General features: G+C 64.3%; 17 protein-coding genes and 1 pseudogene. 2 read left to right on the forward strand and 16 right to left on the reverse strand.

All coding sequences use genetic code 11. The features are described 5' to 3' along the window. Positions 1-242: 242 nt before the first annotated feature. The 7 genes and pseudogenes from Q0S71_RS05730 to Q0S71_RS05760 form a co-directional block, all read right to left on the reverse strand. Positions 243-407 (reverse strand): annotated as a pseudogene (locus tag Q0S71_RS05730) (IS5/IS1182 family transposase); the annotation flags it as partial. A 598-nt stretch (positions 408-1,005) separates the two neighbouring features. Then, a complete protein-coding gene (locus Q0S71_RS05735; protein ID WP_295992701.1) occupies positions 1,006-1,860 on the reverse strand; it encodes a hypothetical protein in 855 nt (284 codons plus the stop codon). A 1-nt stretch (position 1,861) separates the two neighbouring features. After that, positions 1,862-2,341: a PGDYG domain-containing protein gene (locus Q0S71_RS05740; RefSeq protein WP_295992704.1), complete on the reverse strand. Its 480-nt coding sequence runs from the start codon at positions 2,339-2,341 to the stop codon at positions 1,862-1,864. Then, positions 2,338-4,149 carry a hypothetical protein gene (locus tag Q0S71_RS05745; RefSeq protein WP_295992706.1) on the reverse strand — a complete coding sequence of 604 codons (1,812 nt, stop codon included), beginning with the start codon at positions 4,147-4,149 and terminating at the stop codon, positions 2,338-2,340. The genes Q0S71_RS05740 and Q0S71_RS05745 overlap by 4 nt, the downstream gene beginning before the upstream one ends. Next, positions 4,146-5,552, reverse strand: coding sequence for a hypothetical protein (locus tag Q0S71_RS05750; RefSeq protein WP_295992709.1), 1,407 nt, complete (start codon positions 5,550-5,552; stop codon positions 4,146-4,148). The genes Q0S71_RS05745 and Q0S71_RS05750 overlap by 4 nt, the downstream gene beginning before the upstream one ends. Then, positions 5,549-6,949, reverse strand: coding sequence for a toll/interleukin-1 receptor domain-containing protein (locus Q0S71_RS05755; protein ID WP_295992712.1), 1,401 nt, complete (start codon positions 6,947-6,949; stop codon positions 5,549-5,551). Before Q0S71_RS05755 ends, Q0S71_RS05750 begins: the two co-directional genes overlap by 4 nt. 157 nt (positions 6,950-7,106) lie before the next feature. Further along, entirely contained in the window at positions 7,107-7,613 is a 507-nt protein-coding gene (locus tag Q0S71_RS05760; protein ID WP_295992715.1) for a hypothetical protein, read from the reverse strand. A gap of 189 nt (positions 7,614-7,802) precedes the next feature. Here Q0S71_RS05760 and Q0S71_RS05765 point away from each other — a divergent pair, with 189 nt between their 5' ends. Both Q0S71_RS05765 and Q0S71_RS05770 read left to right on the forward strand, forming a co-directional pair. Next, positions 7,803-8,537: a hypothetical protein gene (locus tag Q0S71_RS05765; protein WP_295992718.1), complete on the forward strand. Its 735-nt coding sequence runs from the start codon at positions 7,803-7,805 to the stop codon at positions 8,535-8,537. 259 nt (positions 8,538-8,796) lie between these two features. Then, positions 8,797-9,246 (forward strand): hypothetical protein, encoded by a 450-nt coding sequence (locus Q0S71_RS05770; RefSeq protein WP_295992720.1) that lies wholly within the window; start codon positions 8,797-8,799, stop codon positions 9,244-9,246. A gap of 405 nt (positions 9,247-9,651) precedes the next feature. Here the strand turns inward: Q0S71_RS05770 and Q0S71_RS05775 are convergent, their stop codons facing one another. From Q0S71_RS05775 to rbfA, 9 genes are all read right to left on the reverse strand, one after another. Further along, positions 9,652-10,026, reverse strand: a complete 375-nt coding sequence (locus Q0S71_RS05775; RefSeq protein ID WP_295992723.1) for a hypothetical protein — start codon at positions 10,024-10,026, stop codon at positions 9,652-9,654. 100 nt (positions 10,027-10,126) lie between these two features. Further along, a complete protein-coding gene (locus Q0S71_RS05780; protein ID WP_295992725.1) occupies positions 10,127-10,702 on the reverse strand; it encodes a hypothetical protein in 576 nt (191 codons plus the stop codon). Between the two features lie 179 nt (positions 10,703-10,881). Next, the gene (locus Q0S71_RS05785) at positions 10,882-11,229 is read right to left on the reverse strand and encodes an energy transducer TonB (RefSeq protein ID WP_295992727.1); all 348 of its coding nucleotides are present in this window, start codon (positions 11,227-11,229) and stop codon (positions 10,882-10,884) included. 33 nt (positions 11,230-11,262) lie between these two features. Next, positions 11,263-11,604, reverse strand: a complete 342-nt coding sequence (locus Q0S71_RS05790; protein WP_295992730.1) for an energy transducer TonB — start codon at positions 11,602-11,604, stop codon at positions 11,263-11,265. 82 nt (positions 11,605-11,686) lie between these two features. Then, the gene (locus tag Q0S71_RS05795; protein ID WP_295992732.1) at positions 11,687-13,447 is read right to left on the reverse strand and encodes a methyl-accepting chemotaxis protein; all 1,761 of its coding nucleotides are present in this window, start codon (positions 13,445-13,447) and stop codon (positions 11,687-11,689) included. Between the two features lie 333 nt (positions 13,448-13,780). Beyond that, positions 13,781-14,824: a tRNA dihydrouridine(20/20a) synthase DusA gene (gene dusA, locus Q0S71_RS05800; RefSeq protein WP_295992735.1), complete on the reverse strand. Its 1,044-nt coding sequence runs from the start codon at positions 14,822-14,824 to the stop codon at positions 13,781-13,783. A gap of 228 nt (positions 14,825-15,052) precedes the next feature. Next, positions 15,053-16,885: a translational GTPase TypA gene (typA, locus tag Q0S71_RS05805; RefSeq protein ID WP_295992737.1), complete on the reverse strand. Its 1,833-nt coding sequence runs from the start codon at positions 16,883-16,885 to the stop codon at positions 15,053-15,055. Positions 16,886-17,057: 172 nt separating this feature from the next. Next, a complete protein-coding gene (gene truB / locus Q0S71_RS05810) occupies positions 17,058-18,008 on the reverse strand; it encodes a tRNA pseudouridine(55) synthase TruB (protein ID WP_295992739.1) in 951 nt (316 codons plus the stop codon). Between the two features lie 121 nt (positions 18,009-18,129). Continuing rightward, positions 18,130-18,618 (reverse strand): 30S ribosome-binding factor RbfA, encoded by a 489-nt coding sequence (rbfA, locus tag Q0S71_RS05815; protein ID WP_295992741.1) that lies wholly within the window; start codon positions 18,616-18,618, stop codon positions 18,130-18,132. Between the last annotated feature and the right edge of the window lie 58 nt (positions 18,619-18,676).

Consider the following 18,676-nt stretch of genomic DNA (forward strand, 5'->3'; position numbering starts at 1 on the left):
CACGCGCGCGTGGTGTGGCGATACGGCGGTTGCGCTTCTTTTGCGTATCGGAGATGCCTTTGGTGGCGCTGCCTTTGCGCTGGATATGCACACGCCAGCCATCTTGTTTCAGCTTCGCCTCCCGTTCGGCGGTGGGGTAGCGGCCGTTTTAATCCAGTGCAGCGAGATCACCGTTTAAAATTGACAGGGAGAAGTCGGCATGGGCCGAAACGCACACTTTTCACGGTTTCCTCGCCCCTTTTTCATACGCAGGACGCAACTTGGGTATGCGTGCGGCCAAGGGATCTACGCGCCAATACCAGGTTGGCCAAAGCGAACAACGAGTACAGCTGCGCAGTATTCTTGGCCAAGCCACGATACCGGACCTTGCGATGACGGAACAGGCATGTGACGACGTGGAAACAATGCTGGCCTTGGTCTGCTCCAGTTTTTCTTTGACGCGGCCCAGTTCGGTATTCTTGAGCACCTTGCGCAATCCAGCTCGCATGCCGGTGTGCCAGTCGACCTCTGTCGCCGCGTTTTCTGCCCGTTTGCCGACACCCTGGTAGCCGGCATCGCCAGGCACGACCTTCGTAAGAGAAAGTTGCGGATGACACCTTCATCATCTCAGGCGCCAAGTTATTCGACTGCCTGCTTTACGTTTTATCAGCGTGCGCCGAAAAAATTTTACTTTTCTATGGCGCCGAAATTTTTGAAGGATAGACCGATTTAATGATATGGAGCGGGGCGTGGCCTCGGCCTCCCCCCCTGGGGGGGGGGCGGCGGCGCCACAAGCCCTCCAGCGCGGCGATTCCTTCGCTGGCGGCAGGCGCAAGAACAAGCTTACCCGAGCGGCAGATGATGCGGCCGCACTAGCATATGCCAGTCCTTGTGCTCGTCCAGAATCAAGCCCACAGCCGATCGCACCGCCTGGCGCAAGGCGTGGGTGTCGGCCAAGGGATCGGACGCCTGGAGTGCCTGCCGGATCGGCGCCATCGCCTGCCCCAGTTCCAAGGCCAAACGGCGCTAGGTCGCTTCGAGGCGATAAGCCTCCGATTGCGCCAGTGCGCCGTGCAGCGATGCGCCCAACGCCGGGAAAAACGTCGTGACCAGCGTCAGTATCTTGGAATGCACCAGCAGATGGCTGGCCGCTCCCAGCGCGGTCAGGCCGAACAAGCAGGTATTGATGGCATGCACCCGATGCTGCAAGGCGTGCTGGCGCTCGGCAATGCGAGCGTGATACTGGCGCTGGCCTTCCAGCAAATCGGCCGCCCACTGCGCATAGGCCACCACGAATTGCGGGCTCAGCCATGCTTCGCGCAGCAGTTCGCCCACGCCCGCTTCATGCGCCGAGCACAAGGCGTCGATGTCCGTGCCAGTCTCGAGCTGGTGCGCCGGATCGAGTAGGCGGATGTACCAGTTAGTCGCAGTCGCCGCCGTTGAAAAATCGACCAGCGGTGCGATCAGCGGCAGATACCAGGCCAGTTCCGCCTGGGTGCGCGCGGCCAGCCATTGGCCCTGCCAATCCTGCTGGTGGCCGCGCCAATAAATCAAGCCGACCGACGCGATGACCAACAGTTCGGCCACCACCCACACCACCGAGAAGTGGCCCATGCCACTGGCCGCGTCGTCCCAGCCCAGCGCGAGCGGCAGCACCGCGCACAGCACCGCCACGGCGCTGAGCAGGTAGATGGCCCAGAAGGCGCTGCGATAGCGGTTGCCGTAGTCGATGGCGCGCGCATTGAACCTCCGGTGGCTGGCGGCGACCGCGTCGATCAGCGGGAGCAGGATGGCCGGCGGACGTGGCTCCGTCTGCGCCGGCGCGGGCGTGCGCGTCACGCCGGTCAACAGGATTTTTTGTATCGTGTGGTGCAAAGCCATGTCAGGAAGATTCCAAAATGTCGTAGGTGGCGGAGAAAATGGCGGGCGCCACCACGCCCAGCGTGCCGTCACCGTAATCGACCAGCCAGTCGCCCGCCTGCCCGGCCAGCGACGCCTGTTGATCGGCCAGCAGCACCGTGAACGGCGCCGCGACCGGCAGCGCCAGCACGTCGACCGGCAGGCTCAGATAGGTGCCGTCGGCGCCGGCCGCCAGCGCGCCCTGCGGCGCATATTTTCCGGCGAAGTGGGCGCGCGCCACCGGCCACTGTTCGCCGGCCAGGCCGGTGACGATGGCGTCGCCGGCGCGCGCCGGCACCGGGCCTTCGAGGGTAGCCACCACGCCGTCGGCGTCGGCAAAGCGCACCTGCACCGGGAAGGCGCGCTTGCGCGCCCGCACCCGCTCCGCCGCGTTCAGCAATGCAGGCTGGTAGCCGGGCGTGCCGGTGGCCTGGAACGACAGCGGCGCCGTCTTGTCGGTCATGACGCGCTCCCTGCGGCCAGGCCGGCGCGCGTGTTGAGCCGCATCTCGTCGGCGATGCGCCCGCGCCACAGGCGCACGGTGCGATAGGCCTGCATCTCCGCCGGCAAGCGGTCCAGCAGCGCCGCCGCTTCCTTCAGTTCGGCCATGCCGGCGGTGGGCTGGGTCAGCGCCGACACGTACAGGCTTTGCGCCAGTTCCATGCGCAGCGTCTGGTCGTCGCTGCCGGCGGCGATCTGCGCGCGCTGCTCGTCCAGCGCCAGCTTGACCAGCGCCCTCGCCTCGGGCAGCCGGCGCAGGCGCGCCAGCGCCAGCGCGTGCTCGGCGAGGAACACCGGCCGCGCCACATCGCTGATGTCCATGTTGTGTAATTTCAGCGCCGCGCCACTTTCGGCCTCGGCCCGCGCATAGTCCCCGGCCGCGAAAGCCTGGTGGGCCGCTGCACGATGAGCTATGAGCAGCGCTACCTGGACATAGAACAGGCTCACTCCGTGGCTTTGCGCCAGCAGGCCTTCGCTGCGTTGGCGTAGCTGGACCAGCGCCTGGGGCGATGCGGTGTCGCCGGCGATATCGGCAACGGCGATCTCGGAAGCCTCCCCCATCAACGATATCGCCAGCGCTTCACTGCTGTTCTTGCCAGATTTGAGCAACCGGAGATACCCGTGAAAACGCTCGATCATCGGGCCTATCTTGTCCCGCTCTCCGAGTTCGGCATGGATCGTCGCCATCTGGTAGGCATAAGTATATAGGTTGTTCGCCTGATAAGTGGAAGCGGCTTTGTTCTTATACAAGCTCCAGATCTCGTCCATGATCTCAGTAACTTCATGCGGCCGGCCCAGGCTGGCCAGCGCCCTGCCTTGCCACCCCAAGTCGATCACCACGGCATCGACGATGAACTGGTTGTCGGGATCGGAGCGCAAGGCCTCGCGCTGCATCGCCGCCGCGTTCGCAAAGATCTTCAGCGCGAGGCCGGCGTTCCTCTGTTGAAAAGCGAAAAAGCCGCGCATGAACCGCACCGCATCGCGCATGACCAGCGCCTGCTTGTGATTCGGCTGCCGCTGCAGCACCTGCGCGATGCCGAGCAAGTCCTCCTGCGCCAATGCTTCAGCGCGGGCATAATCCGTACTGTCGCCTCGGGCCTCGCACTCCTGCAGCCATTGGCCTGCTTTGAGGTAGGCGATCATCACCGGCATGCTGGCCCGACGCTCGGCGACGTCGCTCAGGACGGCGCGCGCGGCGTTCAACTCGACCACCGCACCATCCATGTCGTTAGAGGAGCGCAGCTTGATGTAACCGGCGCGGGTGCGCGCCCTGGCGTAGCTCAGGCGCGCGGCCTGCGAGGCTCCGGGCGCCAACGCGAGCGGCGAGGCCATGCCAACCGATCGATCAATCAATTTTTTCGCAGCGGTGAAATCATCGCCGGCGATGGCGGCAGAGGCACGCCCGTTAAGCGCGTCTGCGAGAACCAGCCGGTCCGCGTCGCTGGCCTTGCCGTCTGCGATAACGGGCTCGATCAGCGCGATGCTCCGCCTGTAAGTCAGGTCCGCCTCCGCCGCCTTGCCTTCATTTTCCTGCACGTCCCCCAAGCGCAGCAGCGCCCGGGCGTGATTGGCGTCGGTCTCGGCCGTGCGCATGGCCGCCGGCAGTCCCTGGTAATAGGCGCTGGCGCGCTTGGCCATTTCGCCGATCAACTCCAAGCGCCCCACCGGCGCCAGTTCCACATAAAAATCGTCGAGCAGGTAGCCGACCAGCTTCTCGGCACCGGCGCGCGAATTGACGGCCAGCGCCCGCGTTTCCTGCGCCTGCTTCATTTGACATACCCGAACACCGCGCTGCCGACCGACACCACCGTCAGCACCACGCAGCCGGCCGTGATCTGGCGCGCCCGCAACAGCGCCTTGCGGGTGGCGCGCTCGCGTTCGCGCTGGGACGCCAGCTTGCGCTCGGCGATACCGCGTTCCTCGCGCTCGTGGCGCAGCGCGCGGCTGGCCAGCACCACGCCGCACAGCACGTCGTGCGTCAGCTCGACCCGGCGCACGTCGAGCCGCTCCTCGATGCGCAACAGGCGCCGGTCCACCAGCAGCGCCAGCACGCTGTGCGCATCGGGCGCGGCGCCGGCCGCCGTCAAGGCATGCAGCACGCCCTCCTCGGCCACGTTTTCGCGGTAGCCCGACGCGGTCAGCAGCATGTCCTCGATCACGCTGCGCACGGCTTCCGGCTGCTCCAACAGCACGCGCGCATAAAAGTCGGACAGGATGCTGGCGTGCGAGCCCGCCAGCAGGTCGAGCGAAATCTCGTCGCGGCCGGCGGCGGTGCGCTTGTCGTTGAGCTCGCGGCAGATCAGGCTGAGCAACGACGGCTCGACCTGGGCGTGCGCCAGTTCCGCGCCCCCGGCCACGAAGCGCACGATCGCCGCCGCCACTTCCTCGGTCACCAGCCGGCCGCCCGGCCCGGTCACCGCCGCCAGCGCCTGCTGGCCGGTCATCGGCGCCAGGCGCATGCGGTTCTGGGTGATGCTGGGCATCGCGGCCTTGAGCGACTCCAGGTGCGCCAGATAATCCTCGCGCAGCGTGATCAGCACGCGGTAGTCGTTGCGCGCGAAGTCGAAGCGTTCGACCACGCTGTCGTCGTCCTCCAGCCGGGCCTCCAGCGCCGCCGACGGGCGGTTCTCCACCAGCTCGGCCAGGTCTTCCAGAAAGGCGGCCGCGCGCCGGCGGCCGCCGTCGTCGCCCTGCGCCAGCGTGAAGATTTCCTCGAACTGGTCGAAGATCAGCAGCGGCAGCAGGACCCGGCCGTCGGCGTCGTGCAGCACGTCGTCGCGGTGGTGGAAAAACTCCCACAGCGATTCGTCCTGCCCGGCCACGCCGGCGCGGCTCCAGGTGCCGGCGGCGGCCGTCTCGCGCAGGATCGCCTGCTTGATCTGCAGCGCGGGGCTGGGGGCGTCCGGTCCGTAGTCGATGCGCACGTACACCGGGCAGTAGCCCTCGGCGCGCAGGCGCGGCACCAGGCCGGCGCGCAGGATCGAGGTCTTACCCAGGCCGGACTGGCCGAACAGCACCGTCAGCAGCATGCGCTGGACGCGGCGCGCCAGTTCGGCCACTTCCTCCTCGCGGCCGTAGAAGAAGCCGCGCGTGGACTCGCTGAAGGACGCCAGGCCCAGCCAGGGATGACGCTGGTCGACCACGGCGTCGGTGGTGGGGAGCGGCGCGTTCATGCGGCGCTCCTGGCCTGCATGCCTTCGCGCAGGCGCGCGCCGAAGTCCGCCGTCACCTCGCCGCCTAGTAGGGCGGTGAAGTGCAGCGACAGGAACTTGTCCGGCACCAGCGCGTTGCCGGCCAGTGTGCCGTCGATGGTCACGGGCAGGATGAACAACGCGCCGTCGGCCATGTTGCGGGCGCGGTCGATGGCGTAGCTCCATTCGCGCCGGAAGTAGCCTTCGTGGCGGCCTTGGGTGCTGTCCGACACCACCGCGATGAAGTAGGAGCAGCGGCTGATATTGCGCTGGATCTTACGGTCGTAATCGTCGCCCGGCTCCAGCCGGTCCATGTCGAACCAGGTGGTCACGCCGGCCGCCTCCAGCCCCGCCTTGATGCGCTGCACGGCGGCGATATCGTCGCGCGCGTAGCTGATGAAGACGGCGTTGTCGGGCATCTCGCGCGCCGGCGGCAGGAAGCGTTGCGGCGCGACTAGCCCCCGGACCGACTGGCCTTGGATTTTTTGCTGGCGCGCGGACCAGCGCTCATACAGTTCGTCGACGAATTTTTCCGCGCCGCTGTACACCCGCGTGCGGACGCTGACCTGCTGCAGGAAGCCCATCAGCCGTTCGTCCTCGCCCGAGTGGCTGTCGGCGAGGATCTCGCCCACGTCGCGCGGATCGGACAGGCGTTGGCGCTTGGCCATGCGCAGAAACAGGCGCGCCAGCCAGTTCGAGAAATTGCTGCCGATGAACAGCAGATGGTTGTGCTCCAGTTCATGGAACAGCTTTTCCGGCGCCAGGTGGTCGCTTTGCAGCGCGCAGATGAATTCCAGCGTGTCCTCGTCCGAGATCACGTAGGTGGGTGAGGCGGCCACCTTGCCGAACAGGTGGTACACCACGGGACGCGCCAGCAGGTCACGCTCGCACGGCAGGTCGGCGACGCGGTTGGGCGCGTAGGCGATCACGTCGGCCGCTTCGTTGGCCAGCGCGCCGCCGAAGCGCTCGGCGTTCAAGGCTTCCTCCAGCATAGAGTCGAAGGTGGTGGTGACGAACAAGTTGAAGTCGCTGATCGCCGCCAGCCGCCGCAGCGCGCGCGGCGGGGCGAACGCCGCCTCGCGCAGGATGGCGCGCAGGCGCACATAGGCCTCCTCGCGCCGGCCGCGCATGGACAGGAACCAGCAGACCACGTCGTTCAAGGTGTAGGGCTGGGGCAGCAGCGTGGTGTCGACGTTGAGCTTGGCCGCCAGCTTTTCAGCGAGCCAGTCGTACAACAGACGCGGACCGGCGTCGGTCTCGACCTCCAGCAGTTCCGGGCCGATGATGGGAATGACGCGCTTGTCTTCGATGAAGGTCAGCAGATCATCCCATGCGTCATCGTCGAGAGTGACCGCTTGAAAGTGCGCTGGCGCGCTCATACTACGCCGCCTTGTCGCGGCGTAAAAGCTTCGGCAGTCTTCATTTGCTGTATCCCGTGGTGGCGCTAACGCGCCTGGTTGAACTTCGGCAGCCTATGAACAGTGCTTCCCAGACATCGCCTTGCATTTATTGCACGGCATATTAACATATGCCCAATCACCGCAATCCGCTGCCTTCCCCTCGCCACCGCAGACGTGACTTTTGGTCGGTGTCACTTTCCAGCGCCGGCAGGAAACCGTCGTGCGTGCTTTGTGCGGGCGACGGGTCGACGCGCAGCAGCGCCCTCCATTTCTGGCGCAGACAGGGAATGAACCATGCATAGTGCGCGCGCTCGGGCGTCTCGCGGGTCGACATGACGATGCCCACCTCGCCGCTTTTCAGCCACAGCAAGGCGCGTGCGCGCGGCATCACCATGCGTTCAAAACGACAGCCGCTGAGCCTGCCGAGTTCGTCGAGCAGGTCGTGATCGATGCCCTTGCCTTGCCACGACAGATAGCCGCTCTCGTACATCGCCACCCCTAGCGGCCGCTTGGGGCAGAGGTCGACGGCCGCGGCCGGATGCTGCGTCATCACCCACAGGATCAATAGCAGCGGCGCCAGGCTCGGCACTACGCGGCGCACGCTCCGGCGCTGCGGGGCGGGCAGGAAGAACGCATCGTGCAAGCCCTCCGCAATCTTTATCACATGGTAATTATCACACCCATCATGCCAAAACCAGCGCCGGCCGCGATGCCGTCCTTCGGGCCGGTCGGTCGCCTAAATTATTGCTTGGTGACAATTGGTGAGGAAGATTTTCACAAATACAAATATAATGTCCCCCCCATTTGTCCATCACCACCATCAGGGATTTCCATGTTCATCAAGACCAAATTCGCCGCCGCCGTCAGTGTTGCTTCCTTGTTGGCCGCATGCGGCGGCGGTGGCGGCGACGCCGGCTCGACCACGGCCCCGACGGCGCCGGTCAACGCCAGCTTCCCCATCCAGGGAGCGGTGATATCGGCCTATCTGCACGGCTTGCAACAGACCCTGAACGTCACCGGTTTCGCCTCCAGCGGCGCCATCACCACGCCGATCACCGGCGCGCTGACCTTCACCATCGGCCAGCCGCTGAGCACCACCTTCAACGGCGCCGCGGCCCTGCAAGTGACGCAAACCATCACCGGCAGCGTGGTCATCAACGGTCAATCGACGCCGCTCAATTCGACCGGCAACAATCTGCTCAGCCCCTCGTATGCGGAAGTCGGCAGCACCGGCAGCGGCAGCTATTGCGTGGCCTCGACGCCGGGCGCCTTCCCGGCCACGGCCAGCGCCGGCCAGACCGGCAGCATCGTGGCGAAGGCTTGCTATGCGGACAGCAGCAAGTCGTTCGGCATCGGCACCGAGACCCAGACCTACGCCACCAAGGCCGGCAGCGCCGCCAACACGCTGGACTTCCAGATCATCGACAACGTCTACAACGCCGGCGGCACGCTGACCGAGACCAGCGCGCTCACCTACACCATCAACAGCGCCGGCGTGCCGACGCTGACCCAGGTGCAACTGCAAGGCTCGGCCAGTGGCGTGAGCATCAACCTGACGGCGAAATAAGCCACATTGCCGGCGGCGCTCCGGTCGCCGTCGCGCCGCCCGGCCGCCACGGCCGCCCTCGCCCGCCGCGACGTTTTTTTCCGCGCGGCGCGGCAAGCATTTCCCAATGGAATTAAAAAAACGCTACAATGCAAGGGCGCCGTTCCCTGTCCCGCATGGCTGCCGATCGCACTACCGAGGGCCGTATCGCCGCCCTGACCATACCAGTATTCACTTTAGAAGAGGAGCTGCACGCCCGAGGCGCGCGGCCAATGAGCTTATGTCTGAGAAAACCACAGAATTCAGTTCCTACGGCAAGGATACGCCGGTGGGACGCCCCGATATCGACGGCCGCGCGGCCGTGTTTGTACCGAACGACAAGTTCGACCTGGAAAACAGCACCACCATCCGCAAGGGCGCGGGCATCGTCGGCTTCGGCAACCCGGACGGCTCGCTGACGGTCTATTTCGAAGCCAACCGCTTCGACGACAGCAGCCTGCACAAGTGGGAACACAAGACGCGCAAGGCTTATGAGCGCATGGTCATGGGCGCGCCCACGGTGTCCAAGTCCAAGATCGACGCCCGCATGATGGAACAGGTCGGCCACATCGACGGCACCGGCATACATCTGAAGCTGATGGAGCGCCTGCAACACTGGCTGGCCGTGTCGAACGCCAGCGACACGGCGCCGGCCGACGCGGTCGTGACGTGGAAGAACAACAATAAATAAGGGAATAAAGTAGACGCGAGGCATCGTCCTACACTTGATCGGACAAATTGCCGATACGCGCGGTCAGGCGCCATGTGTAATCTGGAGACATAGCACTTCGTCATCCACTCCGGGAGTACGACATGGCACACTATCTCCACCTCGCCTACGGCAGCATGCTGCTCACCCTGGCCGGCGCCTCCGCTTATGTGCTGTGCTCAGCCAACTTGCTTGACGATGCGACGTTGTTCCTGATCCGCTGATCCGCTGATCCGCCGATTTTCTGATTCGCTGTTATCCGCACTGCCGGCTCGGCAGGCGCCACGGTCGCCGTCGCCATGGACTAAAGCGCGCACACACATCCATATCAATATGCAAAAAGCCCTGCGGCGCGTGCCGCAGGGCTTTTTTTAAGGTCGCCGGCGATCAGCGGTGATGGTAGCCGCCCCGGCCCCATCCACCGCGGCCCCAGCCGCCGCCGCGGCAGCACCAGCCACCGAAGCCGAAGTCCAGGCCGATCGACACCGGCGGATAATAATAGGGCTGGTACGCCGGCGCCGCATACATCGGGGCCGACACATACACGGGCGCGGCATACACCGGCTCGGTCGTGTAGACGGTGCCCGGTTGCTGCGCCACATATTGCTGCGGCACGCCGCCCGGTCCCTGGTCAGCCAGCACGGTATGCCACTGATGCGGATCGTAATTGGCCTGCGGAGCGCTGTAATACACCGGCCCCGGCGGCACGACCGCGCAGCCCGCCATTACCGCCATCGCGGCCAAGATCAATAAGTGTTTCATCGAATTCCTCCTATTCCCAGCCCCCTACTATAAGGATTATTAAACGGGACGGCCGCTGATTTAACGGATTGTTACACTCAACCGCACAATGCTACACGCCTCAGATGAAGGGGATGTCGCAGGCGTCGAGCACCTGCCCGGCGGCATCGATACGGCGCACACAGATGTCATATGCTACGCCCAATTCCAGCACCACGTGCCGCACCTGCCCGTATTGCAATTGCAGGTGCTGATGCCACGGGCGCTGCGACTGCAAGGCCGCCACATCGGACGGTATCGCCATCGCCGCGTTCATTTCCGCCTGGTGCACTTCCTGGCGCCGCGCCACATCCTGCACCAGCGTCACGTCGAGCGCGACGCCGGACGGCCCATAGCTGATGCCGTCTATGCTGCGCTCGGCGCGCATCACGCCCCAGGCGCAGCTGCCGTCGGGCTGGCACTGGCGCAGCTGGGCCAGCGGAAACTGTTCGTGCGCGCCGCCGGGACTGAGCAGCGGCCAGCTGGTGCGCGCGCCGTCGCGCTTGCCGCTGAGCGGATTGGTCCAGCTCAGGCTGTTGACCACGGACACGGTCAATTGCTGGCGCGCCGGATCGTCGCGGCCGAGCATGGGCGCGCACGCCGACAGCAAGCAGGCCGCGCCGCAGGCGAGCAAAGACAGGTGCAACGGAATCCGCATGGTGACCCTTATCGTGTAGAAATAAATCAGGGTAACAGATAGGCGGGAAAGGCGGCACGCCGCTGGCGATCAGGGCGGGCCCGCCATCGGGAAGGCGCAGGCCGGGGTTGCGGCGCGCCGGAACGCGGGTCCCGGCTGCCGTAGCGGCCGGCGCGCGGGCGCCGACCGGGAAAATCAGATCAGTCCAGCTTCCAGGCGTAATCGACCTTGGTCCAGGTTTCGGCGGCGGCGCCGTCCTTGGTGCCCGGCTTGAACTTGCAGGCGCTCAAAGCCTTGACGGCGGCCTTGTCCAGATTCTTGTAGCCGCTAGACTTGTCGACCTTGGAATCGATGACGCTGCCGTCGGCCTTGACCAGGAAGCTCATCGACACCGTGCCCTGCTCTTCGTTCATCAGCGATGCCTTCGGATACTCGGCCTTGCAGCTCTTGGCGTCGAAGCTGGCGGCAACTTCGCCGGCAAACGCCACCGGCGCGCCCGTGATGAGCAGTGCCGCCAAGACGCTGAAGCAATGTTTGTTGATAGACATCTGACTTCCCCTCAATAGATAGAATACGGCGCCTTACAGCTTCCAGTCGTAAGCGACCTTGGTCCAGGTCTGCGCCACGGCGCCGTCCTTGGTGCCGGGCTTGAACTTGCAGGCGCTCAGGGCCTTGATGGCGGCCTTGTCCAGATTCTTGTAGCCGCTCGACTTCTCGACCTTCGATTCGATGACGTTGCCATCGGTGCCGACCAGGAAGGCCATGGCGACGTTGCCCTGCTCTTCGTTCATCAGCGACGCTTTCGGATATTCGGCCTTGCAGCTCTTGGCGTCGAAACTGGCGGGGACTTCGGCCGCGAAAGCGGCGGTGCTCAGGCCGGACAACAGGGCGGCGGCGATCAGGCTTTTCGAGATGGTGTGCATGTTTATTCCTACATTAAATAATTAAAACGGTTGATCTGCCGCGTCGCAGCGCGGCGGTGTGGCGATAAAAGGTGGGGCGGGATTAAAACTCTTCCCATTCGTCGCCGGCGGCGGCGGTGGCCGTGGCGGCGGCGGCAACTTTCTTGGCCCGTGGCGCGGGCGCCGGCACGGACGCAACCAGCTTGCGGGCCGGCGCGGCGCGCGGCGTCAGCGTGCGCACCGTCGCTTTCGGCGCGCTGACCAGGGCGCCGACCGGCGCGTAGCTCACGCGCTCCTCGCCTTCGACCAGCTTGAAGATGCTGACCACGCGCGACAGTTCGCCGGCCTGGTCTTGCAGACTCTGGGCGGCGGCGGCCGCTTGCTCGACCAGGGCCGCGTTTTGCTGGGTCATGCTGTCCATCTCGATGATGGAGTGGTTGACCTGTTCGATGCCGGCGCTCTGTTCCTGGCTGGCGTTGGCGATCTCACCCATGATGTCGGTGACGCGGCGCACCGAGGCGACCACTTCATCCATCGTCACGCCGGCCTGGCCCACCAGCTTGGTGCCGGCGCCGACTTTTTCGACCGAATCGTCGATCAGCAACTTGATTTCCTTGGCGGCGCCGGCCGAACGCTGGGCCAGGTTGCGCACTTCGGACGCGACCACGGCGAAACCACGGCCCTGTTCGCCGGCACGGGCCGCTTCCACGGCGGCGTTCAGCGCCAGGATGTTGGTCTGGAAAGCGATGCCATCGATGACGCCGATGATGTCGACAATCTTCTTGGCCGACGCGTCGATCGAGCTCATCGTGTCCACCACCTGCGACACCACGGCGCCGCCCTTGCGGGCCACGTCGGACGCGGTGGCGGCCAGCTGGTTCGCTTCGCGGGCATTGTCGGCGTTCTGTTTCACGGTCGACGTCAGCTCTTCCATCGCCGACGCGGTTTTTTCCAGCGCGCTGGCCTGCATTTCGGTGCGCGACGACAGGTCGATATTGCCGGCGGCGATTTCACGCGAGGCCGTGCCGATGGTTTCGGTGCCGGTGCGGACCTGGCCGACGATGCTGACCAGGCTGTCGCGCATTTCCTTCATTTCCGACAGCAGGCTGTCCTTGTCGTTGCTGTCCGTGTCGATGACGATGGACAGGTCGCCGTTGGCGATGCTGCCGGCGATGCTGGCCGTGTAATCGGGTTCGCCGCCCAGCTGCTTGAGCAAGCCGCGGGTGATGACCCAGGCCGCGACGATGGAAATGGCGACGGCCAGCACGCCCATGATAATCATGAAGTTGCGGGCGTTCGAGAAACCGCTGGCGGCGTCGGTCTGGACTTGCGCGTTGAGCTTGTCTTCCAGCGTCGCCAGTTGGTCCAGCGAGGTCATCCATTTTTTCTGGACCGGACGGATTTCCTTGATCAAGACCTTGGTCGCTTCTTCGGCCTTGTTGGCCAGCCACAGTTCCGAGGCCTTGGCGATGGCCGGCATGGCGGCCGTTTCGGCATCCTTGATCTCGGCCAGCAGCGCCTTCTCTTCCGGCGTCGCCTCGACGGCGAACTGGGTGCTCAGCTTTTGCTGGGCTTCATCGTATTTGCGGCCCTGTTCCTTGATGCGGTTCATTTCCGGTTCCATGTCGCCGGCGTCGCTCATCAAGGTCAAGATGCGCAGCGAGGTGACGCGGTCGCTGACATTGGCGCGCATGTCGATCACCAAGCGGGTGACGACGTTGTTCACGCCCACCACATGGTCCAGGCGGTCCTGGATCTGTGCCATGCGCGCAATGCCGACCACCGTCACGGCGACCAGGAACATCAACACCAGTGCGAATCCCAAACCGAGGCGCGTACCAACTTTCATTTTTGCTAAATTCATTTCGTCTTCTTCGTAAGTGACACTGTTGTTTAGAAATGTCGAAAAGCTGACGTGACTAGGTACGTAGCCCGACCGGTCCTTGTTGCTAGGCAATAACACCTGACAGTAGCAAACAATGACTGCGAATGCAAAAAATGCGGCTCCACCAGCAGCAAGCTGTCGCTTTTAAGCCGCAATATACAAACGGAAACCGGTGGATATGTGTGTATATTCAGCAATTATAGATGCGAAATTTGCCTCAAAGCAAGCAAAACCTGCCTCAATTTTACGCAAGCGAACTTTCTGCGTGGAAATACCAACACTGCCGTGCATTGCACGCCGAAAGCGCAAAAATCAGGCAAATTGTGGTAAACGGCTGGCAGCTTCGAGCAACAGGCGGGGATCGTTGGCGGCGAGCTTTTTCGAGTCGGACAAAACCTGACGGAACGCACGGGCGCCCGGCAAACCCTGCATCAGCCCCAGCATGTGGCGCGTGATGGAATTGAGCTTGACGCCCCGGGTGCCGAGGGCGAGTTGGGCCGTAATATACGGAATTATCGCTTCGAGCACTTCCTCGCGCGTGCGGGCGGCGCGCGCGTCGCCGTAGTAGCGCTGGTCGAAATTGGCCATCACATAGGGATTATGGTAAGCCTCGCGGCCCAGCATGACGCCGTCGACGTGTTGCAGGTGCAGGTCGATCTCGGCCTCGGTCTTGACGCCGCCGTTGAGTATGATTTCGAAGTCAGGAAAGTCGCGCTTGAGCTGATACACATAATCGTACTTGAGCGGCGGCACTTCGCGGTTTTCCTTGGGCGACAAGCCCTTCAAGATGGCGTTGCGGCCGTGCACGATGAACGTCGTGCAACCGGCGGCGGCGACGGTGCCGACGAAGTCGCGCACGAAGTCGTAGCCGTTGATGTCGTCGATGCCGATGCGGTGCTTGACGGTGACGTCGATGGTGACGGCGTCGCGCATGGCCTTGACGCAGTCGGCCACCAGTTGCGGCTCGGCCATCAGGCAGGCGCCGAACGCGCCCTTTTGCACCCGCTCGGACGGGCAGCCGCAGTTCAGGTTGATCTCGTCATAGCCCCACTGCTGGCCCAGCCTGGCGGCCGTCGCCAGGTCGGCCGGATCGCTGCCGCCCAGTTGCAGCGCGACCGGATGTTCCTCCTCGTTGAAGCGCAGGTGGCGTTCGACGTCGCCGTAGACCAGCGCGCCGGTGGTGACCATCTCCGTGTAGAGCCAGGTGTGCGCGGTGATCTGGCGGTGGAACAGACGGCAGTGGCGGTCGGACCAGTCCATCATGGGCGCCACGGACAGGCGGCGGCCGCGCGCGGCGCCCGGCAAGGCGGCGGCGGAGGCGGAGGGGGCGAACGATGGGATCACAGCTGAAGTCATGGCAATTTACTCAAGTCAAAGGCGGCGCCTCGCAGCGGCGAGGCCGAACCCGACATGATAGCGTTAAAAGCCCGCAACGTCAGAAAGCGGCCACGTTGGCGCCCCTGCCTCGACCGACGAGGCCGCGCCACGCCATCCTCGCGCCCAAAGAAAAACCCGCTGGCCGCGCGAGGCGAAACAGCGGGTTCTGTGCGGCGCCGGCCGGAGCCGGGCGCGTGCAGGCGACTATTACGCGTCGCGCGAGGCTTTCTTGCGCTCGTTCTCTTTCAAGAAACGCTTGCGCAGACGGATCGATTTCGGCGTGATTTCGACCAGTTCGTCGTCGGCGATGAATTCGACCGCGTATTCGAGCGACATCTGGACCGGCGGCACCAGGCGCACCGCTTCATCGGTACCCGAGGAACGCACGTTGGTCAGCTGCTTGCCCTTGATCGGGTTGACGACCAGGTCGTTGTCGCGCGAGTGGATGCCGATAATCATGCCTTCGTACACTGGATCGTTGTGGACCACGAACATGCGGCCGCGATCCTGCAGTTTCCAGATGGCGTAGGCGACGGCGGCGCCGTCGTCCTGCGAGATCAGCACGCCGTTGCGGCGGGCCGCCATTTCACCCTTGCTGTTGTCGACGGCTGCGTACTCGTCGAAGATGTGGCTCATCAGGCCGGTGCCGCGGGTCAGGGTCATGAACTCGCCCTGGAAACCGATCAGGCCACGGGCCGGGATGCGGTATTCCAGGCGCACGCGGCCTTTGGAATCCGATTCCATGTTTTGCAGGTCGCCGCGACGACGGCCCAGTTCTTCCATGACGCCGCCCTGGTTGGCTTCTTCCACGTCGACCGACAGCAGCTCGAACGGCTCATGGCGCACGCCATCGACCATTTTGTAGACCACGCGCGGACGCGACACGGCCAGCTCGAAGCCTTCGCGGCGCATGTTTTCGATCAAGATCGTCAGGTGCAATTCGCCACGGCCCGACACTTCGAAGATGGTGTCGTCGTCGGTCGGCGACACGCGCAGCGCGACGTTGGCTTTCAGTTCGCGGTCCAGGCGGTCGCGCAGCTGACGGCTCGTGACGAACTTGCCTTCGCGGCCGGCCAGCGGCGAGTTGTTGACCATGAAATTCATGGTCAGCGTCGGCTCGTCGACGGTCAGCATTTCCAGCGCGTCTGGTTTTTCCGGAGCGCAAATGGTCGAACCGATGCCGATTTCTTCGATACCGTTGATCAGCACGATGTCGCCGGCGACGGCTTCATCGACGATCACGCGGTCCAGGCCCTTGAAGTTCAAGACCTGGTTGATGCGGGCCTTGATCGGGGTCGAACCGGGACCGTTCATGACGATCACGTCCTGCAGCGCCTTGACGCGGCCGCGGGTGATGCGGCCGATGCCGATCTTGCCGACATAGGACGAATAGTCCAGCGAGGTGATCTGGAATTGCAGCGGACCGTCCTGGTCGTCTTCACGCGCGGGCACGTGTTTCAGGATCGCTTCGAACAGCGGCGTCATGTTGCCTTCGCGCGCTTCGGCGTCGAGGCTGGCGTAGCCGTTCAGGGCCGATGCGAACACGACCGGGAAGTCCAGCTGTTCATCGGTGGCGCCCAGTTTGTCGAACAGTTCGAACGTGGCGTTGATGGCCCAGTCCGGACGGGCGCCCGGACGGTCGATCTTGTTGATGACGACGATAGGCTTCAGGCCCAGCGCCAGCGCTTTGCGCGTGACGAAGCGGGTCTGTGGCATCGGGCCTTCCTGGGCATCGACCAGCAGCAGCACCGAGTCGACCATCGACAGCACGCGCTCGACTTCGCCGCCGAAGTCGGCGTGGCCTGGGGTGTCGACGATGTTGATGTGGGTGCCTTCGTATTCGACCGCGCAATTCTTCGACAGAATCGTAATGCCGCGTTCTTTTTCGAGGTCGTTCGAGTCCATCACGCGGTTTTCAACTTGCTGGTTGTCGCGGAAGGTACCGGACTGGCGCAGCAGTTTGTCGACCAGGGTGGTTTTACCGTGGTCAACGTGGGCGATGATGGCGATGTTGCGAATTGCGCGTTTTGTAGTAGACATGGTCGTTATATTTGCTGAAAAACTGCGGGGTGCGTACGGGCTGTACGAAGGTGTTCGATATGCTTCTTAGCTGCGGTGCTACGTGCTGTGATACTTGCCAATTTCTGGAACCGCGTAGTATAGCATGGCGCGCCGCAAGTCCCCGAAAAATGCTCGATATTTCAAAGAGTTGCTACGGCGCGGCGGGAACCGGGGCGGCCGGCGGGTGGGCCGTGGCGATCAGCCGCTCCGGCGCCAGCACGGCGTACTCCTGCACGTGGGCGGTGCCGAGCAGCTTGTCGCCGAGGTAGACGCGCACCCGGCCCGGCTCGGCCGGCAGCGCCACGTCTTCCTTGCCCAGCGCCAGGCGCTGGCCCTGCAAAAACCGCTGCGCCAATGCCTCGGTCAACTGTACGGCCGGAAAACTGGCCAGCAGCGCGTCGACCGGGGCCAGCAAGCCGAGCGGCGCCGGGTGGGCGATCAGGGCGTCCAGCGTCAGCATGCCGTCCATGGTCAGCGCGCCGACCTGGGTGCGGCGCAGCGCGTTGAGGTGGGCGCCGCAACCGAGCGCCTCGCCGATGTCCTGGCCCAGCACGCGGATATACGTGCCCTTGCTGCACCTGACGGACAGTTTCAGGAACGGCGCCTCGTAGGCGATCAATTCGAGCTTGTGGATGACGACGTTGCGCGCCTCGCGTTCCAGCGTGATGCCGGCGCGCGCGTATTCGTACAGCGGCTTGCCGTCACGCTTCAAGGCCGAGTACATGGGCGGCACTTGCGCGATCGGGCCGCGGAAGCGCGCCAGCACCGTCTCGATTTGTTCCAGTGTGACGTCGACCTCGCGCGTGGCGATGACCGCGCCCTCGGTGTCGCCGGTGTCCGTGGTCAGGCCCAGGTGAACGGTGGTGTCGTAGCTCTTGTCCGCTTCCAGCAAGTCTTGCGAGAACTTGGTGGCCTCGCCGAAGCACAGCGGCAGCAAGCCGGTGGCGAAGGGGTCGAGCGTGCCGGTGTGGCCGGCCTTCTTGGCGTTGAGCACGCGCTTGGCCTTGATGAGGGCGTCGTTGCTGGACCAGCCGACGGGCTTGTCGAGCAGCAGCACGCCGTCGACCAGGTCGCGGATTTTTTTAGGATGGTTTTGCTTCATGGGATGGCGTAGGCCGATGCTCGGTTAAAGATGGGACGCATGGCGCCGAATGCGCACACCGCGGCCGCGAAAAATCGGGACCTGGGCCGAAGGTCAGACCCCGATGCCAGGCGCCGTTCGATTACTCCGCGCCCTTGTCGGCCGCTTCGTTCGCTTCATCCGCTTCATCCGCGTCATCCGCCTCATCGTCCACCGGCGCCGCGCGCGCCGCCGCTTCGGCCGCCGCGTTCTCGTCGTCGAGCGAACGGCTGGCGTTGGCCTGGTCGATCAGCAGCGACAATTCCATGCCGCGCGAGGTCGACGTGTCGTGCACGAAGTGCAGCATCGGCAGCGTGTGGATGTGCAGGCGCTTGCCCAGCTGGCCGCGCATATAGCCGGCCGCCGCGCTCAGGCCGTCGACCGTATTCTTCACTTGTTCCTTGCTGTCTTTGAGCATGGTGAAGAAGACCTTGGCGTGCGCGTAGTCGGGCGTGACCTGCACTTCGGTGATGGTGATCATGCCGACGCGCGGATCTTTCAATTCGTAGGCGACGATTTCGGACAGGTCGCGCTGGATCTGGTCCGCCACGCGCAAGCCGCGCGCGGGTATGTTTTTGCTGTGCTTAGCCATTTCGGTATTGCTCTTCTTAAAATAACAAGTGGACGGGAGCATTATGCGCCCGTCCACC

Source organism: Rugamonas sp. (genome assembly GCF_025354735.1).
GTDB lineage: Bacteria > Pseudomonadota > Gammaproteobacteria > Burkholderiales > Burkholderiaceae_D > Rugamonas.